This is a genomic window from Streptococcus sp. FDAARGOS_520 (genome assembly GCF_003812685.1).
Classification (GTDB): Bacteria; Bacillota; Bacilli; order Lactobacillales; family Streptococcaceae; genus Streptococcus; species Streptococcus agalactiae.
Map to the genome: position 1 here is coordinate 1,275,142 of NZ_CP033810.1, position 23,536 is coordinate 1,298,677.

General features: G+C 36.0%; 21 protein-coding genes and 1 other RNA gene. 19 read left to right on the plus strand and 3 right to left on the minus strand.

Annotated elements, in window-relative coordinates:
• The first annotated feature begins 76 nt into the window (after positions 1–76).
• From rsmH to pepC, 13 genes are all read left to right on the plus strand, one after another.
• On the plus strand, positions 77–1,024 hold the full coding sequence (gene rsmH / locus EGX96_RS06830) for a 16S rRNA (cytosine(1402)-N(4))-methyltransferase RsmH (protein WP_000180266.1): 948 nt from the start codon (positions 77–79) through the stop codon (positions 1,022–1,024).
• 14 nt (positions 1,025–1,038) lie between these two features.
• Positions 1,039–1,365 (plus strand): cell division protein FtsL, encoded by a 327-nt coding sequence (ftsL, locus tag EGX96_RS06835; RefSeq protein ID WP_000180568.1) that lies wholly within the window; start codon positions 1,039–1,041, stop codon positions 1,363–1,365.
• Between the two features lie 3 nt (positions 1,366–1,368).
• Complete coding sequence (gene pbp2x / locus EGX96_RS06840; RefSeq protein ID WP_000142542.1) at positions 1,369–3,627, plus strand: penicillin-binding protein PBP2X; 2,259 nt, start codon at positions 1,369–1,371, stop codon at positions 3,625–3,627.
• Position 3,628: 1 nt separating this feature from the next.
• Positions 3,629–4,639, plus strand: a complete 1,011-nt coding sequence (mraY, locus tag EGX96_RS06845) for a phospho-N-acetylmuramoyl-pentapeptide-transferase (RefSeq protein ID WP_000480020.1) — start codon at positions 3,629–3,631, stop codon at positions 4,637–4,639.
• Positions 4,640–4,736: 97 nt separating this feature from the next.
• Positions 4,737–6,080: a DEAD/DEAH box helicase gene (locus tag EGX96_RS06850; RefSeq protein ID WP_123957829.1), complete on the plus strand. Its 1,344-nt coding sequence runs from the start codon at positions 4,737–4,739 to the stop codon at positions 6,078–6,080.
• 137 nt (positions 6,081–6,217) lie between these two features.
• Positions 6,218–7,030, plus strand: a complete 813-nt coding sequence (locus EGX96_RS06855; RefSeq protein WP_000473468.1) for an amino acid ABC transporter substrate-binding protein — start codon at positions 6,218–6,220, stop codon at positions 7,028–7,030.
• A gap of 94 nt (positions 7,031–7,124) precedes the next feature.
• Positions 7,125–7,928, plus strand: a complete 804-nt coding sequence (locus EGX96_RS06860; protein ID WP_001071299.1) for an amino acid ABC transporter permease — start codon at positions 7,125–7,127, stop codon at positions 7,926–7,928.
• A complete protein-coding gene (locus EGX96_RS06865) occupies positions 7,928–8,671 on the plus strand; it encodes an amino acid ABC transporter ATP-binding protein (protein WP_000593862.1) in 744 nt (247 codons plus the stop codon). Before EGX96_RS06860 ends, EGX96_RS06865 begins: the two co-directional genes overlap by 1 nt.
• A 121-nt stretch (positions 8,672–8,792) precedes the next feature.
• On the plus strand, positions 8,793–9,017 hold the full coding sequence (locus EGX96_RS06870; RefSeq protein WP_000478229.1) for a DUF4059 family protein: 225 nt from the start codon (positions 8,793–8,795) through the stop codon (positions 9,015–9,017).
• 68 nt (positions 9,018–9,085) lie between these two features.
• Entirely contained in the window at positions 9,086–10,000 is a 915-nt protein-coding gene (trxB, locus tag EGX96_RS06875) for a thioredoxin-disulfide reductase (protein ID WP_000272353.1), read from the plus strand.
• 157 nt (positions 10,001–10,157) lie between these two features.
• On the plus strand, positions 10,158–11,618 hold the full coding sequence (locus tag EGX96_RS06880) for a nicotinate phosphoribosyltransferase (RefSeq protein ID WP_000276177.1): 1,461 nt from the start codon (positions 10,158–10,160) through the stop codon (positions 11,616–11,618).
• A complete protein-coding gene (gene nadE / locus EGX96_RS06885) occupies positions 11,615–12,436 on the plus strand; it encodes an ammonia-dependent NAD(+) synthetase (RefSeq protein WP_000174854.1) in 822 nt (273 codons plus the stop codon). The genes EGX96_RS06880 and nadE overlap by 4 nt, the downstream gene beginning before the upstream one ends.
• Positions 12,437–12,548: 112 nt before the next feature.
• On the plus strand, positions 12,549–13,883 hold the full coding sequence (pepC, locus tag EGX96_RS06890; RefSeq protein ID WP_000041114.1) for an aminopeptidase C: 1,335 nt from the start codon (positions 12,549–12,551) through the stop codon (positions 13,881–13,883).
• Between the two features lie 45 nt (positions 13,884–13,928).
• Here pepC and pbp1a read toward each other — a convergent pair whose 3' ends face one another.
• On the minus strand, positions 13,929–16,175 hold the full coding sequence (pbp1a, locus tag EGX96_RS06895; RefSeq protein ID WP_000628369.1) for a penicillin-binding protein PBP1A: 2,247 nt from the start codon (positions 16,173–16,175) through the stop codon (positions 13,929–13,931).
• Complete coding sequence (gene recU, locus EGX96_RS06900) at positions 16,162–16,761, minus strand: Holliday junction resolvase RecU (RefSeq protein ID WP_000248792.1); 600 nt, start codon at positions 16,759–16,761, stop codon at positions 16,162–16,164. Before recU ends, pbp1a begins: the two co-directional genes overlap by 14 nt.
• Positions 16,762–16,835: 74 nt before the next feature.
• Here recU and EGX96_RS06905 point away from each other — a divergent pair, with 74 nt between their 5' ends.
• From EGX96_RS06905 to EGX96_RS06930, 5 genes are all read left to right on the plus strand, one after another.
• A complete protein-coding gene (locus tag EGX96_RS06905) occupies positions 16,836–17,354 on the plus strand; it encodes a DUF1273 domain-containing protein (protein ID WP_000843096.1) in 519 nt (172 codons plus the stop codon).
• Between the two features lie 120 nt (positions 17,355–17,474).
• On the plus strand, positions 17,475–17,807 hold the full coding sequence (gpsB, locus tag EGX96_RS06915) for a cell division regulator GpsB (protein WP_000146544.1): 333 nt from the start codon (positions 17,475–17,477) through the stop codon (positions 17,805–17,807).
• 18 nt (positions 17,808–17,825) lie between these two features.
• Positions 17,826–18,194, plus strand: an RNA gene (gene rnpB / locus EGX96_RS06920) — RNase P RNA component class B.
• Between the two features lie 82 nt (positions 18,195–18,276).
• Positions 18,277–19,431 carry a THUMP domain-containing class I SAM-dependent RNA methyltransferase gene (locus EGX96_RS06925; RefSeq protein ID WP_000664849.1) on the plus strand — a complete coding sequence of 385 codons (1,155 nt, stop codon included), beginning with the start codon at positions 18,277–18,279 and terminating at the stop codon, positions 19,429–19,431.
• A 12-nt stretch (positions 19,432–19,443) separates the two neighbouring features.
• Complete coding sequence (locus EGX96_RS06930) at positions 19,444–20,907, plus strand: cell division site-positioning protein MapZ family protein (protein WP_001287870.1); 1,464 nt, start codon at positions 19,444–19,446, stop codon at positions 20,905–20,907.
• Positions 20,908–21,131: 224 nt separating this feature from the next.
• Here EGX96_RS06930 and EGX96_RS06935 read toward each other — a convergent pair whose 3' ends face one another.
• Positions 21,132–21,614 carry an S-ribosylhomocysteine lyase gene (locus tag EGX96_RS06935; RefSeq protein WP_000159885.1) on the minus strand — a complete coding sequence of 161 codons (483 nt, stop codon included), beginning with the start codon at positions 21,612–21,614 and terminating at the stop codon, positions 21,132–21,134.
• A gap of 188 nt (positions 21,615–21,802) precedes the next feature.
• Here EGX96_RS06935 and EGX96_RS06940 point away from each other — a divergent pair, with 188 nt between their 5' ends.
• Positions 21,803–23,410 (plus strand): ribonuclease Y, encoded by a 1,608-nt coding sequence (locus tag EGX96_RS06940; RefSeq protein ID WP_000481839.1) that lies wholly within the window; start codon positions 21,803–21,805, stop codon positions 23,408–23,410.
• Positions 23,411–23,536 lie beyond the last annotated feature (126 nt).

The window sequence follows — 23,536 nt, forward strand, 5'->3', positions numbered from 1 at the left end:
TATAATAGGAGAGATTGCATTTATCGGTCTCTCTTTTACTTTTCTAAAGTTTAGGATTTATGGTACAATTAAAGTTATGACAAACGATTTTCATCATATTACTGTGCTTTTGCACGAGACTGTGGATATGCTTGATATTAAGCCGGATGGTATCTATGTAGATGCTACTTTAGGTGGGGCAGGACACAGCGAATATCTTCTTTCACAATTAGGCCCAGATGGGCACCTTTACGCATTTGACCAAGACCAGAAGGCTATTGACAATGCTCATATACGTTTAAAGAAATATGTGGATACCGGTCAAGTAACCTTTATCAAAGATAATTTCAGAAATCTATCTTCTAACTTAAAAGCATTAGGAGTGTCGGAAATTAATGGTATTTGTTATGATTTAGGTGTATCAAGCCCACAGCTGGACGAGCGTGAACGCGGTTTCTCATATAAACAAGACGCCCCCCTTGATATGCGAATGAATAGAGAGCAGAGTCTTACAGCTTATGACGTTGTGAACACTTATAGTTATCATGATTTAGTAAGGATTTTCTTTAAGTATGGCGAAGATAAATTTTCAAAACAAATTGCTCGAAAAATTGAGCAAGTACGAGCTGAAAAAACAATATCTACAACAACAGAATTGGCTGAGATTATCAAATCGTCTAAATCTGCCAAAGAACTGAAGAAAAAAGGTCACCCAGCTAAACAAATTTTTCAAGCTATTCGTATTGAAGTCAATGACGAACTAGGAGCTGCAGATGAATCTATACAACAAGCAATGGACTTATTAGCTGTTGATGGTCGTATATCTGTCATCACTTTTCATTCTTTAGAAGATCGTCTTACTAAGCAACTTTTTAAAGAAGCATCAACAGTAGAAGTACCTAAAGGTCTTCCTTTTATACCAGATGATTTACAACCTAAGATGGAGCTCGTTAATCGTAAACCCATCTTACCAAGTCAAGAAGAACTAGAAGCGAACAATCGTGCCCATTCAGCGAAATTGAGAGTAGCGCGTCGTATTCGATAATAAGAAAGAAACTTATGACAAATGAAAAACGAACTGAAGCAGTAACACAAACTTTACAACGTCACATCAAGACTTTCTCTCGTATTGAGAAAGCTTTTTATGGTGCTATTGTAATTACTGCTATTATCATGGCAGTCGGTATTATTTACTTGCAAAGTAATAGTTTACAAGTTAAACAAGAAGTAAATCAATTAAATAGTAAAATCAACGATAAACAGACAGAATTTGACAATGCTAAACAAGAAGTAAATGAGCTTTCTAATCGTGATCGAATTACTAAAATTGCTAAAGATGCTGGTTTAACAATTCAAAACGACAATATTTATCGGAAGGTGGACTAGTCTGTGACTTTTTTTAAAAAGCTAAAAAAAATCTTCCTTGATTATGTGATCCATATAAGAGATAGGCGTTCGCCGCAGAAAAATAGGGAAAGAGTAGGTCAAAATCTGATGATTTTAACCATTTTCCTATTTTTCATTTTTATCATCAACTTTGTCATCATCGTTGGTACAGATAGTAAATTTGGGGTTAATTTATCCAAGGAAGCCAAGAAAGTCTATCAACAAAGTATGACAGTACAGGCGAAGCGTGGGACAATTTACGACCGTAATGGAAATCCTATCGCTGAGGATGCTACGACCTATAGTCTCTACGCTATTATCTCAAAGAACTATACGACAGCTACAGGTCAAAAACTATATGTACAACCTTCTCAGTATGAAAAAGTAGCTAGTATCTTAGAGAATAAATTGGGCATGAAGAAAAATCTTGTCCTAAAACAACTCAATCAAAAGAAATTGTTTCAAGTTTCCTTTGGAAGTTCAGGTTCAGGATTGTCTTATACCAAGATGGCTGACATCAAGAAAACGATGGAAAAGTCAGATATCAAAGGAATTGGTTTTTCTACCAGTCCGGGGCGTATTTATCCAAATGGGATATTTGCTTCACAATTTATAGGATTTACTCTTCCTCAGGATGATGGAGATGGAAAAAAATTAGTTGGTAATACAGGCCTTGAAGCGGCACTTAACAAGGTATTATCAGGTACTGATGGTAAAGTAACATACGAAAAAGACCGTAGTGGGAATGTTCTTTTAGGTACTGCAACAACAGAACGTAGGGCGGTTAATGGTAAGGATATCTACACAACTTTATCAGAGCCTATTCAGACTGTTTTAGAGACTCAGATGGATGTTTTCGCAGAAAAAACCAAAGGAAAATTTGCGAGTGCTACAGTTGTCAACGCTAAAACGGGTGAAATTCTAGCAACGAGTCAGCGTCCTACTTATAATCCTTCTACCCTTAAAGGTTACGATAAGAAAAATTTGGGTACCTATAACACACTACTATATGATAACTTTTTTGAACCTGGTTCAACAATGAAGGTAATGACTCTAGCCTCTGCAATTGATTCTAAGCATTTTAACTCTACTGAAGTGTATAACAGTGCACAATATAAAATTGCAGATGCGATTATTCGAGATTGGGATGTCAATGAAGGGTTATCATCTGGTAGTTATATGACTTTTCCACAAGGGTTTGCACATTCCAGTAACGTTGGTATGGTAACCTTGGAACAAAAAATGGGACGAGATAAATGGTTAAACTATCTTTCTAAGTTTAAATTTGGTTACCCAACACGTTTTGGGATGCTTCATGAAAGTGGAGGTTTGTTCCCATCTGACAATGAAGTAACTATCGCTATGAGCTCATTTGGTCAAGGTATTGGTGTAACGCAAGTTCAAATGTTGCGCGCATTTACGTCTATCTCGAATGATGGTGTTATGTTACAACCACAGTTTATTAGCAGTATTTATGATCCAAATACAGGGACTTCTCGTACAGCACGAAAAGAAGTCGTTGGAAAACCAGTTTCCAAAGAAGCAGCTAGTAAAACACGTGATTATATGGTTACTGTTGGGACAGATCCTTATTATGGTACATTATACGCAGCAGGTGCCCCAGTTATTCAGGTGGGGAATCAATCAGTTGCAGTAAAATCTGGTACTGCCCAAATCGCCCAGGAAGGTGGTGGTGGTTATCTGCAAGGAAAAAATGATACTATTAACTCAGTTGTGGCTATGGTGCCATCGGAAAATCCTGACTTCATCATGTATGTTACCATCCAACAACCCGAAAAATTTAGTATCACATTCTGGAAAGATGTTGTTAATCCTGTTTTAGAACAAGCAACAGCAATGAAAGAAACGATATTAAAACCGGGATTGAATGACTCAGAACATCAGACAAAATATAAACTATCAAAAATAGTTGGTGAAAATCCAGGTCATGTAGCGGAAGAATTACGTCGTAATCTGGTTCAGCCAATTATTTTAGGAAATGGTAGTAAAGTTTCTAAAGTATCTAAAAGACCAGGAGCTAATCTTGCTGAGAATGAACAGCTACTAGTATTAACAAATAAACTGACTGAATTACCTGATATGTATGGTTGGTCTAAAGCAAACGTTGAACAGTTTGCTAAATGGACAGGTATAAAAGTGACCTATAAAGGTTCAACCTCAGGTAAAGTAAGAAAACAAAGTATTGATGTTGGAAAATCCATCAATAAAATTAAAAAAATCAAAATTACAATAGGAGATTAACATGTTTTTAAGTATAATGGCAGGTGTCATAGCATTTGTCCTGACAGTTATTGCCATTCCGCGCTTCATTAAGTTTTACCAATTGAAGAAAATTGGCGGGCAACAAATGCATGAAGATGTCAAACAACATCTAGCCAAAGCAGGTACGCCGACAATGGGAGGAACGGTATTTTTGATTGTTGCTCTTCTTGTCTCACTTATTTTTAGTATTATTTTATCTAAAGAAAATAGTGGTAATTTAGGTGCAACTTTTGGTATTTTATCTGTTGTTCTCATCTATGGAATTATTGGTTTTTTAGATGATTTTTTGAAAATTTTTAAACAAATCAATGAGGGCTTGACTCCAAAGCAAAAAATGTCGCTCCAACTAATTGCGGGTCTAATTTTTTATTTTGTCCATGTGTTACCAAGTGGCACATCTGCGATAAATATTTTTGGTTTTTACCTTGAAGTAGGATACTTATACGCTTTTTTTGTTCTTTTCTGGGTTGTTGGTTTTTCAAATGCTGTGAACCTAACAGATGGAATTGATGGTCTAGCTTCTATTTCGGTTGTTATCAGTTTGATTACTTATGGAATCATTGCTTATAATCAAACGCAATTTGATATTTTATTGATTATCGTTATCATGATTGGTGCTTTACTTGGCTTTTTTGTCTTTAATCATAAACCAGCTAAAGTCTTTATGGGAGATGTTGGTTCACTTGCATTGGGTGCTATGTTAGCAGCCATTTCAATTGCCTTACGTCAGGAATGGACCTTGCTTTTTATCGGCTTTGTCTATGTTTTTGAGACGTCTTCAGTGATGTTGCAAGTAGCATACTTTAAGTATACTAAGAAGAAAACTGGTGTTGGGAAACGTATCTTCCGCATGACACCATTTCATCACCATTTAGAATTAGGTGGTGTGTCTGGCAAAGGTAATAAATGGAGCGAATGGAAAGTAGATGCTTTTTTATGGGCTATTGGTATTTTCATGAGCGCTATTACACTTGCTATTTTATATCTTTAAACTTTATTAGGGGATGTGGTATGGACTGCCAGATTCCCTTTTGCTTTCTTGTAGCCTTTAATGGTATAATGAACATAATAATAGTAAGGAAATAGACATGTCATTTAAAGATTTTAATTTTAAACCATACATTCAGAGGGCTCTCGATGAGTTAAAATTCGTCGATCCAACTGATGTTCAAGCTAAATTGATTCCAGTTGTTCGTTCAGGCCGCGATCTTGTGGGGGAATCGAAAACTGGTTCTGGTAAAACCCACACCTTTTTACTTCCTATTTTTGAGAAGCTAGATGAAAGTAGTGATGATGTTCAAGTTGTTATTACTGCACCAAGTAGAGAGTTGGGAACACAAATTTATCAGGCAACTAAACAAATTGCTGAGCATTCAGAGCAAGAAATACGGGTGGTTAACTATGTTGGTGGTACTGACAAATTACGTCAAATTGAAAAGTTGAAAGTAAGCCAACCTCATATTGTCATTGGAACCCCAGGACGAATTTATGATTTGGTGAAGTCAGGTGATTTAGCTATTCATAAGGCGCATACTTTTGTTGTTGATGAAGCAGATATGACTCTAGATATGGGATTTCTTGATACCGTTGATAAGATTGCAGGGTCTTTACCCAAGGATGTCCAAATTTTAGTCTTTTCAGCAACGATTCCACAAAAATTACAGCCATTTTTAAAGAAATATTTGACCAATCCTGTAATGGAAAAAATCAAAACAGCAACAGTTATCGCTGATACCATCGATAACTGGCTTTTGTCCACTAAAGGACGTGATAAAAATGCACAAATTTTGGAACTCTCTAAACTAATGCAGCCCTATCTTGCAATGATATTTGTTAATACGAAAGAGCGTGCAGACGAATTACATTCGTACCTTTCTAGTAATGGCTTAAAAGTAGCTAAAATTCATGGTGGGATTGCACCTCGTGAACGTAAACGTATTATGAATCAGGTTAAAAACCTCGAATTTGAATATATCGTTGCAACAGATTTAGCAGCGCGTGGTATTGATATTGAAGGTGTTAGCCATGTTATCAATGATGCCATACCTCAAGACCTATCTTTCTTTGTCCACCGTGTCGGTCGCACAGGCCGTAATGGCTTATCTGGTACTGCTATAACTTTATATCAGCCAAGTGACGATTCTGATATTCGTGAACTTGAAAAACTAGGTATTAATTTTATTCCTAAAGTCATTAAAAACGGTGAATTTCAAGATACATACGACCGTGATCGTCGTAATAACCGTGAAAAGTCCTATCGAAAATTAGATACAGAAATGATTGGACTTGTGAAAAAGAAAAAGGAAAAAATAAAACCAGGTTACAAGAAAAAAATTCAATGGAAAGTTGATGAAAAGCGTCGCAAAGAGCGTAGAGCAAGTAATCGTGCTAAGGGGCGTGCGGAGCGCAAAGCTAAAAAACAAAGTTTTTAAAATTATTAAAGTCTGAAATCAGCTCGTTTCAGGCTTTTTTATTGATATAAAATCTTTATCACCTGATAAGGAAATACTATTATACAGATAGATTTTAGAGTGTTAGACTAGTAATATGATATTTTAGGAGAATTCTTATGTTTAAAAAAATAATATTATCTATTGCAACTATAGCCGCAACCGCCAGCCTAGCAGTATCAGTTCAGGCGTCAGAGAAAGTAGAACTTAAAGTAGCTACAGATTCTGACACGGCACCATTTACTTATCAAAAAGACGGGAAATTCAAAGGTTATGATGTTGATGTTGTCAAAGCTGTTTTTAAAGGTAGTAAGTACAAAGTAACCTTCAAGACAGTTCCTTTTGATACTATTTCAACAGGTATTGATGCAGGGAAATTTGATTTATCAGCTAATGATTTTTCATACAATAAAGAAAGAGCAGAAAAATATCTCTTCTCAGATCCTATATCCCGTTCAAATTATGCCGTAGTAGGGAAGAAGGGGAGCCATTACAAATCATTAAGTGACCTCTCTGGAAAATCAACCGAAGTTTTATCTGGCGTTAACTATGCACAGGTTCTAGAAAATTGGAATAAAAATCATCCTAATAAAAAACCAATAAAAATCAAATATGTTTCTGGGACAACTGGTGTTACTAGCAGATTAAAAAATATTGAGAGTGGGAAAATTGACTTTATCCTATATGATGCCATTTCATCCGACTATATTGTAAAAGACCAATCATTAAACTTAAGCGTTTCTCCTTTGAAAGGTAAAATTGGTAATAATAAGGATGGACTAGAATACCTCCTTTTACCAAAAGATAAAAAAGGTAAAACTCTACAGAAATTTATAAATAAGCGTATTAAAGTTTTGAAAGAAAATGGTACTTTGGCACGTTTAAGTAAACAATATTTCGGTGGAGATTACGTTTCAAACATTGATAAATAAATCAGTGAGACTATAAGTTTTATCTTTTTACATGTGAGAGTTTGCGTGATAGAATAACGGAGATAAGAAAGTTTAGAAAAGGAAAGTAGAAGGAATGAATCAATTTATCTTGACGGGTGGATGGTCTTGGTATAATAATTTGGTTAGTCAGGTTCCAGCGGGGAAATTATTTAGTTGGAAGGCTGTTTTAGATGCAATACCCTCAATTTTAGAGCGATTACCCATAACACTATTATTGACAGTAGCAGGAGCCTTATTTGGACTCATTTTAGCTTTGATTTTTGCAGTAGTGAAAATTAACCGTGTCAAAATTTTATATCCGATTCAAGCTTTATTTGTTAGTTTTTTACGTGGGACTCCAATACTTGTTCAATTAATGCTGAGTTATTATGGAATTCCACTTTTCTTGAAATTTTTAAACCAAAAATATGGTTTTGATTGGAACATTAATGCTATACCGGCTTCTGTATTTGCTATTACTGCATTTGCTTTTAATGAAGCGGCTTATACAAGTGAAACTATACGAGCGGCGATTTTGTCGGTTGATCAAGGTGAAATTGAGGCAGCACGTAGTTTAGGGATGACCTCAGCGCAAGTTTATCGTCGTGTTATTATTCCAAACGCAGCAGTAGTCGCAACACCTACTTTGATAAACACGTTAATTGGTCTAACTAAGGGAACCTCTTTAGCTTTTAATGCTGGTATTGTTGAAATGTTTGCCCAAGCACAAATTATGGGTGGTAGCGATTATCGCTATTTTGAACGTTATATCTCTGTGGCACTTGTTTACTGGGCGGTTAGTTTCTTAATTGAACAATTGGGAAATGCTATTGAACGAAAAATGGCAATTAAGGCTCCACGCCATTTAACTGATGAGATTCCAGGAGGAGTACGCTAATGATAAAATTGAGACAATTGACTAAATCATTTTCTGGTCAAAAAGTGTTAGACAAACTTGATTTAGATATTGAAAAAGGTCAAGTTGTTGCTCTAGTAGGTGCTTCAGGTGCAGGAAAATCAACCTTTCTTCGTAGTATGAATTATTTAGAAGAGCCTGATTATGGAACAATTGAAATTGATGATTTTAAAGTTGATTTTAAATCAATCAGTAAAGATGACATACTAACATTACGCCGTAAGTTAGCCATGGTTTTTCAACAATTCAATCTATTTGAGCGTCGTACAGCTTTGGATAATGTAAAAGAAGGTTTGAAAATTGTCAAAAAGATGTCAGATCAAGAGGCAACACGGATTGCAAGAGACGAACTGGCAAAGGTCGGACTTGCAGATCGTGAAAAATATTATCCAAGACATTTATCAGGTGGACAGAAACAACGTGTTGCTTTGGCACGCGCATTAGCCATGAAACCTGATGTTCTTCTTTTAGACGAACCGACATCAGCACTTGATCCAGAATTAGTTGGAGAAGTTGAAAAATCTATTGCAGATGCTGCTAAGCAGGGGCAAACCATGGTACTTGTTAGTCATGATATGAATTTTGTTTACCAAGTAGCAGATAAAGTTTTATTTTTGGAAAAAGGTCGTATTTTAGAGTCTGGGACGCCTGAACAATTATTTAACCATCCTTTAGAAGAACGTACAAAAGAATTCTTCGCTAGTTATAACAAATCGTACCTATAAGCTAAAATATTTTGATATAATGAAGGTTAGAATGTCTAATCTTCATTTTTAATTATTCTTGAGTTAGGCTAAGTATATAAGAAAGCTGCGATATGTTTTGACAATCGCTTGTTGGATAGAGATGTTTTTAGAAATAGCAAAAGTTTATTTACAAGGTTTAGGGCTTGCCAGCATAACTGTTATTTTAGTTGGTATAATTTGGGTCTTTTGGCGTGCCAAGAAAAACATAGATAAAACAGCTAGAGAACGCCAATCTGTTCTTTATGATGTCCTTCTGATAGCTCTTATGACAGCTCCAATACTTGCCTTTGCATTTGTAGCTATCATTTTAATGATAAAAGCTTAGTCAGATTAGTTGGAAATATAGACGCTTTGCTATAGAATAAAACCATAAGATTCAAAGGAGAAATAGTAATGTATGATACTTTAATAATAGGTTCAGGTCCTGGTGGTATGACAGCAGCGCTTTACGCTGCACGTTCAAACCTTAAAGTTGGGTTAATTGAACAAGGTGCTCCAGGTGGACAGATGAATAATACTGCTGAAATTGAGAACTATCCAGGCTACGATCATATCTCAGGTCCAGAATTATCAATGAAGATGTATGAGCCGTTGGAAAAATTTGAAGTAGAGCATATTTATGGTATAGTTCAAAGAGTTGAGAACGATGGTGATGTAAAGCGTGTTATCACCGAAGATGAATCGTATGAAGCCAAAACAGTAATCCTTGCTACCGGAGCTAAAAACAGCCTTTTAGGAGTTCCGGGTGAAGAGGAATATACTAGTCGTGGCGTTTCTTACTGTGCGGTTTGTGATGGTGCATTTTTCCGTGATCAGGATCTTTTAGTTGTGGGTGGCGGTGATTCTGCTGTTGAAGAAGCTGTCTTCTTAACTCAATTTGCTAAAAGTGTTACTATTATTCACCGACGTGATCAATTGAGAGCTCAAAAAGTACTTCAAGACCGAGCTTTTGCTAACGAAAAAATAAAATTTGTATGGGATTCAGTGGTCAAAGAGATTAAAGGAAATGAGATTAAAGTATCTGGTGTAACTGTTGAAAATCTAAAGACTGGAGAAATCTCAGAGATGACTTTCGGAGGTGTTTTCATTTACGTTGGTTTGAAACCACATTCTAGCATGGTCTCAGAATTAGGTATTACGGACGAGACTGGCTGGGTCTTAACTGATACAAATATGAAAACATCAATTCCAGGACTATATGCTATTGGGGATGTTCGTCAAAAAGATCTACGTCAGATTGCGACTGCTGTTGGTGAAGGTGCTATCGCTGGACAGGGTGTCTATAACTATATAACTGAGCATTTCTAAGAAATACTAAAAGTAGAAAAGACTATCGAAAAACGATTAGTCTTTCTTTTTATTTTCATGAAAGTAAGGTGATAAACTGAACTACCGAGATAGAAATATGCTATAATGTTAGACATATAGCCTTATCCTAGGCTCATGATTAAAAGGAGATTGTCTGATGTATAAAGACGATAGTTTAACACTACATACTGATTTATATCAAATCAATATGATGCAAGTTTTTTTTAATAAAGGTATTCACAATAAAAGAGCGGTGTTTGAAGCTTACTTTCGCAAGGTTCCATTTGAAAATGGTTATGCTGTTTTTGCAGGTTTAGAGCGTATTGTTCGTTATTTAGAAAATCTGAGCTTTTCTGATAGTGATTTATCCTATTTAGAAGAGTTAGGTTATCCTGAAGAATTTTTAGATTACTTAAAAAATTTAAAAATGGAACTGACTGTCAAATCAGCCAAGGAAGGTGACCTTGTATTTGCTAATGAACCATTAGTTCAAATTGAAGGTCCTTTAGCACAATGTCAGTTAGTAGAGACAGCGATTTTAAATATCATCAACTACCAGACACTTGTTGCTACAAAAGCAGCTCGTATTCGTTCTGTTATTGAAGATGAACCGCTATTAGAGTTTGGGACACGACGTGCTCAAGAAATGGATGCAGCCATTTGGGGTACTAGGGCAGCGATTATTGGTGGTGCTAACGCAACGAGCAATGTTCGTGCTGGTAAAATCTTTAATATTCCAGTATCAGGAACGCATGCACATGCTTTAGTTCAAACTTATGGCGATGATTACCAGGCATTTAAAGCTTACGCAGAAACTCATAAAGATTGCGTCTTTTTAGTGGATACTTATGATACCCTTCGTGTAGGTGTGCCTAATGCTATTCGAGTTGCAAAAGAGATGGGCGAAAAGATTAATTTCTTGGGAGTTCGCCTTGATTCAGGTGATTTAGCTTATTTGTCTAAGAAAGTTCGTCAGCAGTTAGATGACGCCGGTTTTCCTAATGCAAAGATTTATGCTTCGAATGATCTAGATGAAAATACAATCCTCAACCTAAAAATGCAAAAAGCTAAAATTGATGTTTGGGGTGTCGGAACAAAATTAATTACAGCCTATGATCAGCCTGCGCTAGGTGCTGTTTATAAAATTGTTTCTATTGAGACTGACGCCGGTAGTATGCGAGATACAATTAAACTATCAAACAATGCTGAAAAAGTATCAACACCTGGGAAAAAGCAAGTTTGGCGTATCACCAGTCGAGCTAAAGGGAAATCTGAGGGTGATTACATCACATTTGCAGACACTGATGTGACACAATTAGATGAAATTGAAATGTTTCATCCAACTTATACTTATATCAATAAAACAGTCCGTGATTTTGACGCAGTACCCTTACTGGTAGATATCTTTGACAAAGGGAAATTAGTTTATCAATTACCAAGTCTTCAAGAAATTCAAGAGTACGGACGCAAAGAATTTGATCAGCTTTGGGATGAGTATAAACGTGTTCTGAATCCACAGGATTACCCAGTTGATTTGGCACGCGATGTTTGGCAAAATAAAATGGACCTGATTGATCGTATCCGTAAAGAAGCTTTGGCAAAAGGAGAAGTAAGATGACTTTGCAAGATCAAATTATCAAAGAACTCGGTGTAAAACCTGTTATTAATCCAAGTCAAGAAATCCGTCGTTCCGTAGAATTTTTAAAAGACTATCTATTAAAACATAGTTTTCTAAAGACCTATGTACTGGGTATTTCAGGGGGGCAAGATTCAACTTTAGCAGGACGTCTAGCTCAACTAGCAGTTGAAGAGTTGCGTGCTGATACAGGGGAAAACTATCAATTTATAGCTATTCGTTTACCATATGGTATTCAGGCCGATGAAGAAGATGCACAAAAAGCATTAGATTTTATCAAGCCAGATATTGCTTTGACCATTAATATTAAAGAAGCTGTTGATGGCCAAGTTAGAGCTCTTAATGCAGCAGGAGTAGAGATTACAGACTTTAATAAAGGAAATATTAAAGCTCGTCAAAGAATGATTAGTCAATATGCAGTTGCAGGTCAATATGCTGGAGCGGTTATTGGTACTGATCATGCTGCAGAAAATATTACAGGTTTTTTCACCAAATTTGGTGATGGAGGTGCTGACTTATTACCTCTCTTTAGACTTAATAAAAGTCAGGGGAAACAGTTATTAGCTGAACTTGGTGCTGATAAAGCCTTGTACGAAAAGATTCCAACCGCAGATTTAGAAGAAAATAAACCAGGAATCGCTGATGAAATAGCCCTTGGAGTAACCTACCAAGAAATTGATGCTTATCTTGAAGGGAAGGTGGTTTCGGACAAGTCTCGAGGTATCATTGAAAATTGGTGGTATAAGGGTCAACATAAACGTCATCTTCCAATCACAATTTTTGATGATTTCTGGAAATAAGAAAAATAGCTAGAATATTCTAGCTATTTTTGTTTCTCTAATAAATTACTTTCAGACTTGCAGAAATATTCAGAATGTTTATAATAGTAGCTAAGTATAAAAGGAGGAATTTATGTCAAAATTAACTCAAACATTTACAGATAAGTTATTTGCTGATTACCAAGCAAATACAAAATTTAGCGCTATTGAAAATGCAGTAACTCACAATGGTTTATTGAAGTCTCTAGAGACTCGTCAAAGTGAGATTGAGAACGACTATGTCTTTTCAATTGATTTGACCAAAGATGAAGTTTCTAATCAGAAACAATCAGGACGTTGCTGGATGTTTGCTGCACTGAATACATTTCGTCATAAACTGATTTCAGATTTTAAACTTGAGAATTTTGAATTATCTCAGGCACATACATTTTTCTGGGATAAGTATGAAAAATCAAATTGGTTTATGGAACAAATTATTGCGACTGCAAATCAGGAATTGAGTAGTCGTAAGGTGAAATTCCTATTAGATGTACCTCAACAAGATGGAGGACAATGGGACATGGTGGTTGCTCTGTTTGAGAAATATGGTGTCGTTCCTAAAACAGTTTATCCTGAATCTGTTTCATCAAGTGCTAGTCGTGAACTAAATCAATATTTGAATAAACTCTTACGCCAAGATGCACAGATTCTACGAGAATTAATAGCACAGGGAGCAGATGGGGCAACTGTTCAAAATAAAAAGGAAGAATTGCTTCAAGAAATTTTTAACTTTTTAGCAATGAACCTTGGCTTGCCACCGCAATCTTTTGATTTTGCTTATCGTGATAAAGACAATCATTATCAGTCTGATAAAAATATTACACCGAAAGCATTTTATCAAAAATATGTTAATCTTGACCTATCAGATTATGTTTCTATTATCAATGCTCCAACTGTAGATAAGCCTTATGGACAATCCTATACAGTTGAGATGCTTGGAAATGTTGTCGGAGGGCCAGCTGTTAAATATTTAAACCTTGATATGAAACGGTTTAAAGAGTTAGCGATTGCGCAAATGAAATCAGGAGAAACTGTGTGGTTTGGTTCAGACGTAGGTCAAGTATCAAATCGTCAAAAGGGTATCCTAGCAACTACGACTTATGATTTTAATTCATCTATGGATATTAAACTTAGCCAAGACAAAGCGGGCCGCCTAGATTATAGTGAAAGTTTAATGACACATGCTATGGTCTTAACGGGAGTAGACCTTGATGAATCTGGACAACCTTTAAAATGGAAAGTTGAGAACTCTTGGGGAGAGAAAGTTGGTAAGGATGGTTATTTTGTAGCTTCAGATGCTTGGATGGATGAATATACTTACCAAATAGTCGTTCGTAAAGAATTGCTTACTAAAGAAGAATTAGAGGCTTACAACGCAGAGCCAATTACTTTAGCGCCGTGGGATCCGATGGGAGCATTAGCTAATTAGTAATAGTAATTATAAATTAAAAAACTGGATAATATATCCAGTTTTTTAATTACCGTTAGGTACTGTATTGTTGTTACCATTACCATTACCATGTCCAGTTCCTGGCACAGTTTGATTGGAATTATTAGGGGTAGTAGCATTACCATTATTAGGTGTTTCGACTTGTGGGGATGATGAATTGGCATCATTTGCTGTATTCTTATCCTCTTTTTGTTTCTCAGAGGATGTTGAACTACTGCTTTGACTTGACTGTCCAGAATTTTGATAGATATTCTTATAGACAGAAGAAGAGTAAGTGCCGGTTGTAGTTGTCCCATTGATATACAAGTAGCTTCCGCTTCGATAGAGCCCTTCTGGCATTGTCCAATCTGCACTGTATCCGCCAGTTAGGTAGGACATCATTGCACGATAAACCTCAGTAGCAATATCCAGTTGGCTACCATAAAGTGGTGTAAGGCGATTTTTATAACCAGTCCAAATTGCCATTGTGTACTTAGAAGTATAGCCGACAAAGTTTTCATCAGGAGCCATTGTACCAACGGCGCTATTGTAGATACCAGTAGTTGCTTCAATTTTAGCTAACTCATCTTCCGTATAGTTGGAAGTACCAGTCTTACCAGCTTGTGCAACACCAGGGATAGCTGCTTTAGTACCAGTACCAAATGTTAGTACTGTTTTCAGCATATCCGTCATCATGTAGGCAGTAGTCTCTTTCATCGCACGGCTACCAGACGCTGCATAAGTATCATTGGTTCCATCGCTAAATTCAATTTTATTAACATATTGCGGTTTATAGTAAGTTCCGCCGTTTGCAAAAGCCGAGTAAGCCGCTGCCATTTTCTCACTACTTGCACCATATTTTGCATCACTGCTACTGTTGTTACTTGAAATAGCATTTGAATAGTTCATTTCTGGATAGTATATGCCTAATTTTTCAAGGAAAGATTTTGCTTCGTCTAATCCAGCGGCTTCAAGTGCTCTGACAGCAGGGACGTTACGTGATTGTTGAATAGCGGTCTGCATACTCATCCAACCCATATATTGACGATCCCAGTCATATAGTTGAGTAGAAGTACCAGGCCAGTAGTAAACTGAGTCGTTTAATGATTGACCTGTTGAATTATAGACACCACTATCAATAGCAGGTGCATAAGCTGAGATAGGTTTCATTGTAGAACCCCAATCGCGGTCTGTTAAGACAGATTGATTTGTCCCAAATGAAATATTTTCATTCTGATGACGCCCGCCTAATTGTGCAATGACTTTACCATTAGTCGCATCCATGATGGTAGATGCTATTTGTAATTCATTGTTTGGATAAGCGATGTAAGTGTCACTGTTGTAGATGTCATATAGTTGTTTTTGTGCATCAGTGTTGATATTAGTATACACTTTTAGCCCAGCAGTAAAGATATCTTTACCAGTTTTTTGTTTAACTTCACTAATAACTTGTTTTAAGTAGTTATCCATATATTTTGGATAAGTAGATTTTTGCTTTAATTCTTTTAAGCCATCAGTTACTGGAGTTGCAACAGCTTGGTCGTATTCCTTTTTAGAAATGTTTTTATCTTGATACATCTGCTGAAGAACGGTATTACGTCTTGTTTGAGCAGATTCTGGGTTTTTATAAGGGTCATATTGTGTAGGTGCTTGAGGAATACCAGCGAGCAAAGCAAGTTGTGCAATAGATAATTCCTTTAGGTCTTTACCAAAGTATGATTTAGCTGTTGTTCTCATACCATAATTCCCATTTCCCATATAAACTTTATTAATATAGAAAGTAAGAATTTCTTCTTTGGTGTATTTACGCTCCATTTGAAGCGCAAGCCAAACTTCCTGTGATTTACGTTTTAACGTTTGGTCAGATTTATTGGTAGAAAAGTAAGCCAGTTTAATCAACTGTTGATCAAGGGTTGAACCACCTTGCGTATTACTACTAACAAGATTATGCCAAGCTGCACCTAAAATACGATAAATATCGACACCTCTATGTTTAAAGAAACGTTTATCTTCGATAGAAGTGATAGCGTTAACCAAATTTAGTGGAATGCTATCCGCACTAACACTTTCACGCTTTTCTGAGCCTAAATCGGCAATAAGTTTATTATTACCATCATAAACCAAACTAGAGTTAACGGATTTTAAAGCTTGATCGGTTAATTTCGGAGAACGACTAACGTAGTATGCAAATAGGAGCCCACCTATTACAATAGCTAAGATAATAAATCCCATTATAATGCCAAAAGCATACTTCAATAGTTTGATAACAGATTCCTTTTTAATTGTAATCACCGCCTAATAATTTTTCTTCAATAATATCTAAGTAAGGGACTTGAGGAAAGGCACTCTCCTTTACGAAAAATCCATTTTTTCTGATATAATCAATAGGCATTGATTTATTGCCTTTATCAATCTGATAAAATGAAATTAACTCATTAGCAGGGAGTAGATAGGTTTCCTTAAGTGTGGAAAAATGAAGCAAGACAAAGCAAATCCCTTTTTGCTGTAATACATTTGCCATGTGCTCTATTTGGTGAGCATGAAAATTTTTCATAGGCATAGCAGTTTTCTGCCGGGTTTCTTTGGCTTCAAAGTCAATATAGTAACCTTTGTAAACACCAGAATAATCAGTAGTAGAAGCTTGTCTAAAATAAGCTTCTACAATCTTAGCACGACTACGTTTAGGATAATCTACCTTGACGATTTGTACTGGCGTTGGTTTCTTATGAATGACAGCTAATTCGTGAGACAAATAGTAGTCATTGGTTGCATTGATAGCAGCTTCAAATGACATACCACGGTTGGCAAAATCGATTTTCTTTTTCTTTGATTTTGTAACTGTTGTTTTCCGAATAAGCTGATGTGGATAGTTAACCATTTTTCTCCTTGCATTACAAATAAAATGCTAAGATAAGCAAAACTATTATACCATAAAATTAGGATGGACAACAAATGAAGTCAACTATTCTTGTAACAGGTTACAAAAATTTTGAATTAGGGATTTTCCAGGATAAGGATCCTCGGATTACTATTATAAAAAAGGCTATTGATAAGGATTTTAGACGCTTCTTGGAAAATGGAGCAGACTGGTTTATTTTTATGGGAAATTTAGGGTTTGAGTACTGGGCTTTGGAAGTTGCTCTTGATTTACAAAAAGAATATGATTTTCAAATTGCGACAATTTTTACCTTTGAGAACCATGGCCAAAATTGGAATGAGGCTAATAAAGCTAAGTTGGCACTCTTTAAGCAAGTTGACTTTGTTAAATATACTTTCCCAAGCTATGAAAACCCGGGTCAATTTAAACAATACAATCATTTTCTCATTAACAACACACAAGGTGCATATCTTTTTTATGATTCTGAAAATGAAACTAATTTAAAATTTTTGCTAGAAATGATGGAGAAAAAGGAAGCTTATGATATTTCTTTCCTAACTTTTGATCGCTTAAATGAAATATATGAGGAATGATCGTTTTTTCGGATATGAGAACGTTTTACGCTTGATTTTTCCATTTAATTTAGGTATTATTTACTTTGATATAAAGGATAGGACTTATATTAAAACGATTTGACTGGTTTGGAGAATAGAATGGCAAGTATTATTTATAGCCCAAAAGATATTTTTGAGCAAGATTTTAAAGTTAGTATGCGGGGATATGACAAGAAAGAAGTCGATGTATTTCTGGATGATGTCATCAAAGATTACGAAAATTATCTTGAGCAAATTGAGAAGCTCCAAATGGAAAATAGACGTCTACAACAAGCTTTAGACAAAAAAGAAAGCGAAGCTTCAAATGTAAGAAATTCAGGGACAGCTATGTATAATCAAAAACCGATTGCCCAATCTGCAACCAATTTTGATATTTTAAAACGCATTAGCCGCCTTGAGAAAGAAGTTTTTGGAAGACAAATTAGAGAATAAGGATTTCTCAAATATGCAATTTTTGGATAATCGCGTAGTATTGAGATACTATGAGGAAAGTCCATGCTAGCACTGGCTGTGATGCCAGTAGTGTTTGTGCTAGGCGAAAAAATAAGCCTAGGGAGATAGCTAGCTATCTTACGGCAAGCAAAAGGGCTAAGTCTTTGGATATGCCTGAATAGCTTTGAAAGTGCCACAGTGACGTAGTTTCTAGGGAAATCTAGAAAGTGGAACGCGGTAAACCCCTCAAGCTAGCAACCCAAACTTTGGTAGGGGCATGGGATAGTTGGAATGAGAACAATCTATCCTGACTGCTTTGCAGTAGACAGATGATTATCGAAAGAAACAATTCCTAGTTGTTTCTGGAACAAAACATGGCTTATAGAAAATTGCATAATAGGTTAGTGGCTGAGATAACATCTCAGCCAATTTTTAACTGTGATGAATACGATAGTGTAAAAGAGGAAAAATGAAAGAATCATTCAAATTAATAGCAACTGCTGCTGCTGGTTTAGAAGCCATTGTTGGTAGAGAAATCAGAAACCTAGGAATTGACTGCCAAGTTGAGAACGGTAGAGTCCGTTTCCACGGAGATATCAAAACAATCATTGAAACGAACCTATGGCTACGAGCTGCCGATCGTATAAAGATTATTGTAGGAGAGTTTCCAGCACCTACTTTTGAGGAACTTTTTCAGGGTGTATATGGCCTTGACTGGGAAAATTATTTACCGTTAGGGGCAAAATTTCCTATTGCTAAAGCAAAGTGTGTCAAGTCAAAATTGCACAATGAACCTAGTGTACAAGCCATTTCTAAAAAAGCTGTTGCTAAGAAACTTCAAAAAGTCTTTCACCGTCCTGAAGGAGTTCCCTTACAAGAAAATGGAGCTGAATTTAAAATAGAAGTTTCTATTTTAAAAGATAAAGCGACTGTCATGATTGATACGACTGGATCAAGTCTCTTCAAACGTGGCTACCGTGCAGAAAAAGGTGGTGCACCAATTAAAGAAAACATGGCAGCAGCTATTATTCAATTATCTAATTGGTTCCCTGATAAGCCATTGATTGATCCAACTTGTGGTTCAGGTACTTTTTGTATTGAAGCTGCTATGATTGGAATGAATATAGCTCCTGGTTTTAATCGTGATTTTGCCTTTGAGGCGTGGCCATGGGTAGATCAAAGTCAAGTACAAAAGGTTCGTGATGAAGCTGAGAGTAAAGCAAACTATGATATTGATTTAGATATTTCAGGTTTTGATTTAGACGGTCGTATGGTAGAAATTGCTAGAAAAAATGCAGAAGAAGCAGGACTTGGAGATGTTATCAAATTGAAACAAATGCGTCTTCAAGATTTAAAAACAGATAAAATTAACGGTGTTATTATCTCCAACCCACCATATGGTGAACGACTCCTGGATGACAAAGCAGTGGACATTTTGTATAATGAGATGGGACAAACATTTGCGCCTTTAAAAACTTGGAGCAAGTTTATCCTAACTAGTGACGAAGGATTTGAAAAAAAATACGGCTCACAAGCTGATAAAAAACGTAAGCTTTACAATGGTACTTTAAAAGTTGATTTGTACCAATATTACGGTGAACGTGTGAGACGTCAAGTAAAATAACGGGGAGAACTCATGTCAGAAGATCAAAAACACCCATTTTTTGAACCAAAAAAAGAAACTGATGGTCTTGAATTTAAAGATGCTAAAGAAATGACAGTAGAAGAGGCTGTTAGAAAAGATTCTGAAATTAAGGCTGGTATTACCGAAGAAGATAGTATTCTTGATAAATACATCAAACAACATCGTGATGAAGTAGCTTCACAAAAGTTTGAGACAAAATCAAGCGATTTTGCAAACCTTGATACGGCATCTTTAGATGATTTTATCAAGAAACAGCGCGAAGAATTATCAGCGATGTTAGCTGCAGAAGAGCTTTCTAAAAAGTTGGATAATTCAGTCTCTCAAGAACAAGATACAGAAGCTAATGCTGTCTCACCTAAAGAAGAATCTTCACAAGAACAAGAAAATAGTGTAACCCCAGTTCCTCCTCTGAATACGGAAGCAGAACCAACTGCAACAGAACCAGATTCGACTATTGCTGATTCAGAGGAGTATAAATCCTCTTCTAAGAAGCGTGGAGGTATCGTAGGAACATTGATTGCTCTTATTTTACTTCTAATAGTAGCAATCTTTGGTTACAACTATTTCAAGAATAATAATTCGACAAATTCTCAAACTGCAACAAGTCAAAGTTCTAGTTCTAAGGCTACGACGACTTCATCAGAAGAAGATAAAAAAGCTAGTCAGAACTTAGATAATTTCAACAAATCTTATGCTAACTTTTTTGTTGATGATAAGAAAACCCAACTCAAAAATAGCGAATTTGATAAATTGTCAGAATTAGAAAAGAAAGTTGATGCTTTAAAAGGAACTAAATACTACGGTAAAGTAAAAGTTAAATTTGATAGTCTAAAACGTCAAATTGATGCTGTTAAAGCTGTTAACGACAAGTTTAAGTCGCCTGCTGTAGTTGATGGTAAGAAGAGTGAAAAATTAGAGGTAAAAGATGGAGCGAATTTTGACTCTTTAGATAGTAAAACTCTTAATACTGGTAATGCTAGTCTAGATAGTTTACTTCACTCCATCGTTTCAACTGGTCGTAATCAGGTAAAACAATCCGAAGAACAGGCTTCGTCTAATAAGGTTTCAGACACTCAAATAACTGAACAACCAAACGTAACTAACGGTCAATCTTCCTCATCAGCTGCTACAATAAATAATCAGGCAGCTGGCACTGCATCAGGTAATTTGGAACGTAACCGTAGTCGAGTACCGTATAATAATGCTGCTATTGCGGATACAGGAAATCCTGCCTGGATATTTAACCCAGGAGTATTAGAGAAAATCGTGGCCACTTCACAGGCGCGAGGCTATTTCTCTGGAAATAACTATATTCTTGAACCTGTAAATATTATCAATGGTAATGGTTATTACAATATGTTTAAATTAGATGGCACTTATTTGTTCTCTATCAATGCCAAGACAGGTTACTTTGTAGGTAACGCTCCTGGAAGAGCTGATAGTTTAGATTATTAATATAAAGAACAAAACCAGTTTTTTGTCTACACCCTAAAAGTTAGAAAATCAGTCTAACGATTAGGGTGTTTTTTGTATTCGCATTTAGATGTCTACGACTGCTATGAGGATATTAGGGAAAAATTAAAAGGATTTTGCTCTCTATGATACAGAACAAAATCCTTTGTTTAAATTAATAAGTCAACTTTTGGAATTCCAAAAGTTGACTTTTATTTTTTATTAGATCAGACAATGTGGCGCTCAAAAGCATTGTCAGAAATCCCTTGGGAAAGAATTAATTTCGCCCATTCTTGAGCAGAGTGGAGACTGTGGTCTTTATAATTTCCACAAGATTCAATGGTTGTTCCAGGAACGTCTTCCCAAGTGACCCCACCAGCAATAGCCTCTAGACTAGATTTGATGACTTTAGCAATTTCAGTAGCATCCTGTTTTCCCCACATAATCATGTGAAAACCAGTTCTACAACCAAAAGGAGAACAATCAATCAAACCATTAATTCGTTGGCGGATTAACTTCGCCAGAAGGTGCTCGATAGTATGTAAACCAGCAGTATCAATAGCATTTTCATTAGGCTGAATAAGGCGGATATCAAAGTTAGTAATGATGTCTCCGACCGGTCCAACTTCTTCTGAAATTAAACGAACGTAGGGTGCTTTAACGATGGTGTGATCTAATTCAAAACTCTCTACGACAACTTCTTTTGTCATAAGTTTTCTCCTTTTGTATTACATTCTAGAGACTAAAGGAGATGTTGAAAATTTCTCCTAATCCCTTTAAATAACATTCTAATCATATCATAAATGTCTATAATTTTAAATTGTGAAAACGCCTTTTTTATGATAAACTTAAAAGTGGACTTTCTATATGAAATCTAGAAAAAAATTGAGGTATAAACATGTTTAATATTATATTAGCAATGGTTTGTGCACTCATTGGTTTGATTATTGGTTATGTGGCTATTTCAATGAAAATGAAATCATCAAAAGAAGCTGCAGAACTAACTCTTTTAAATGCAGAACAAGATGCCGTTGATTTACGTGGTAAAGCAGAAATTGAAGCAGAACACATCCGTAAAGCAGCGGAACGTGAAAGTAAAGCTCACCAAAAAGAATTACTTTTAGAAGCAAAAGAAGAGGCTAGAAAATATCGTGAAGAGATCGAAAAGGAATTTAAATCTGATAGACAAGAGTTGAAACAGATGGAGGCACGTTTAACAGATCGTGCATCATCTCTTGATCGTAAAGATGAAAATCTATCTAACAAAGAAAAAATGTTAGATAGCAAAGAACAAAGTCTAACCGATAAATCTAGACATATTAATGAGCGCGAACAGGAAATTGCTACTTTAGAAACAAAAAAAGTAGAAGAATTGTCACGCATCGCAGAGCTTAGTCAAGAAGAAGCTAAAGATATCATTTTAGCTGATACCGAAAAAGATTTAGCTCATGATATTGCGACACGTATTAAAGAAGCAGAACGTGAAGTAAAAGATCGATCAAACAAGATAGCAAAAGACTTGCTAGCCCAAGCTATGCAACGTTTAGCTGGTGAATATGTTACTGAACAAACAATTACAACTGTTCATCTCCCTGATGATAATATGAAGGGACGTATCATTGGTCGTGAAGGACGTAATATTCGTACTCTGGAAAGTTTGACAGGTATTGATGTTATCATAGATGATACGCCAGAAGTCGTTGTCTTATCAGGTTTCGACCCCATTCGTCGTGAAATTGCTCGTATGACTTTAGAATCTTTGATTCAAGATGGACGTATCCATCCAGCTCGTATTGAAGAGTTGGTTGAAAAAAATCGTTTGGAAATGGATCAACGTATCCGTGAGTATGGTGAGGCAGCAGCTTATGAGATTGGTGCACCAAATCTGCATCCTGATTTGATAAAAATTATGGGACGTTTGCAGTTCCGTACATCATATGGTCAAAATGTACTTCGTCATTCAGTTGAAGTTGGTAAACTTGCAGGTATTTTGGCTGGAGAACTAGGAGAAAATGTTGATTTAGCTCGTCGGGCTGGATTCCTCCATGATATGGGGAAAGCTATTGATCGCGAAGTTGAAGGCAGTCACGTTGAAATTGGTATGGAATTTGCTCGTAAGTACAAAGAGCATCCGATTGTTGTTAATACTATTGCAAGCCACCATGGTGATGTAGAACCTGACAGCGTTATTGCAGTAATTGTTGCTGCTGCAGACGCCCTTAGTTCAGCACGACCAGGTGCGCGTAATGAGTCAATGGAAAATTATATCAAACGTCTGCGTGATTTAGAAGAAATTGCTAATGGCTTTGAGGGAGTGCAAAATGCCTTTGCACTTCAAGCCGGACGTGAAATTCGTATCATGGTACAACCTGGTAAAGTTTCTGATGATCAAGTAGTTATTATGTCGCATAAGGTACGTGAAAAAATCGAACAAAACTTGGATTATCCAGGTAATATTAAGGTAACAGTTATTCGTGAAATGCGAGCTGTTGATTTTGCAAAATAGTCAAAAGGAGAGCTTGTTAGCTCTCCTTTTGTTATAGAGTTGACATTTGTCATATTTTGAAATGACAAAAATATCTAAAAAGTTTACTTCTGATTTTTTATACTATGATTATAGTAAAGGAGAACC

Coding starts and splice junctions, on each gene's coding strand:
- rsmH (WP_000180266.1), top strand. CDS start 77: ATGACAAACGATTTTCATCATATTACTGTGCTTTTGCACGAGACTGTG.
- ftsL (WP_000180568.1), top strand. CDS start 1,039: ATGACAAATGAAAAACGAACTGAAGCAGTAACACAAACTTTACAACGT.
- mraY (WP_000480020.1), top strand. CDS start 3,629: ATGTTTTTAAGTATAATGGCAGGTGTCATAGCATTTGTCCTGACAGTT.
- EGX96_RS06850 (WP_123957829.1), top strand. CDS start 4,737: ATGTCATTTAAAGATTTTAATTTTAAACCATACATTCAGAGGGCTCTC.
- EGX96_RS06855 (WP_000473468.1), top strand. CDS start 6,218: ATGTTTAAAAAAATAATATTATCTATTGCAACTATAGCCGCAACCGCC.
- EGX96_RS06860 (WP_001071299.1), top strand. CDS start 7,125: ATGAATCAATTTATCTTGACGGGTGGATGGTCTTGGTATAATAATTTG.
- EGX96_RS06865 (WP_000593862.1), top strand. CDS start 7,928: ATGATAAAATTGAGACAATTGACTAAATCATTTTCTGGTCAAAAAGTG.
- EGX96_RS06870 (WP_000478229.1), top strand. CDS start 8,793: ATGTTTTTAGAAATAGCAAAAGTTTATTTACAAGGTTTAGGGCTTGCC.
- trxB (WP_000272353.1), top strand. CDS start 9,086: ATGTATGATACTTTAATAATAGGTTCAGGTCCTGGTGGTATGACAGCA.
- EGX96_RS06880 (WP_000276177.1), top strand. CDS start 10,158: ATGTATAAAGACGATAGTTTAACACTACATACTGATTTATATCAAATC.
- nadE (WP_000174854.1), top strand. CDS start 11,615: ATGACTTTGCAAGATCAAATTATCAAAGAACTCGGTGTAAAACCTGTT.
- pepC (WP_000041114.1), top strand. CDS start 12,549: ATGTCAAAATTAACTCAAACATTTACAGATAAGTTATTTGCTGATTAC.
- recU (WP_000248792.1), bottom strand. CDS start 16,761: ATGGTTAACTATCCACATCAGCTTATTCGGAAAACAACAGTTACAAAA.
- EGX96_RS06905 (WP_000843096.1), top strand. CDS start 16,836: ATGAAGTCAACTATTCTTGTAACAGGTTACAAAAATTTTGAATTAGGG.
- gpsB (WP_000146544.1), top strand. CDS start 17,475: ATGGCAAGTATTATTTATAGCCCAAAAGATATTTTTGAGCAAGATTTT.
- EGX96_RS06925 (WP_000664849.1), top strand. CDS start 18,277: ATGAAAGAATCATTCAAATTAATAGCAACTGCTGCTGCTGGTTTAGAA.
- EGX96_RS06930 (WP_001287870.1), top strand. CDS start 19,444: ATGTCAGAAGATCAAAAACACCCATTTTTTGAACCAAAAAAAGAAACT.
- EGX96_RS06935 (WP_000159885.1), bottom strand. CDS start 21,614: ATGACAAAAGAAGTTGTCGTAGAGAGTTTTGAATTAGATCACACCATC.
- EGX96_RS06940 (WP_000481839.1), top strand. CDS start 21,803: ATGTTTAATATTATATTAGCAATGGTTTGTGCACTCATTGGTTTGATT.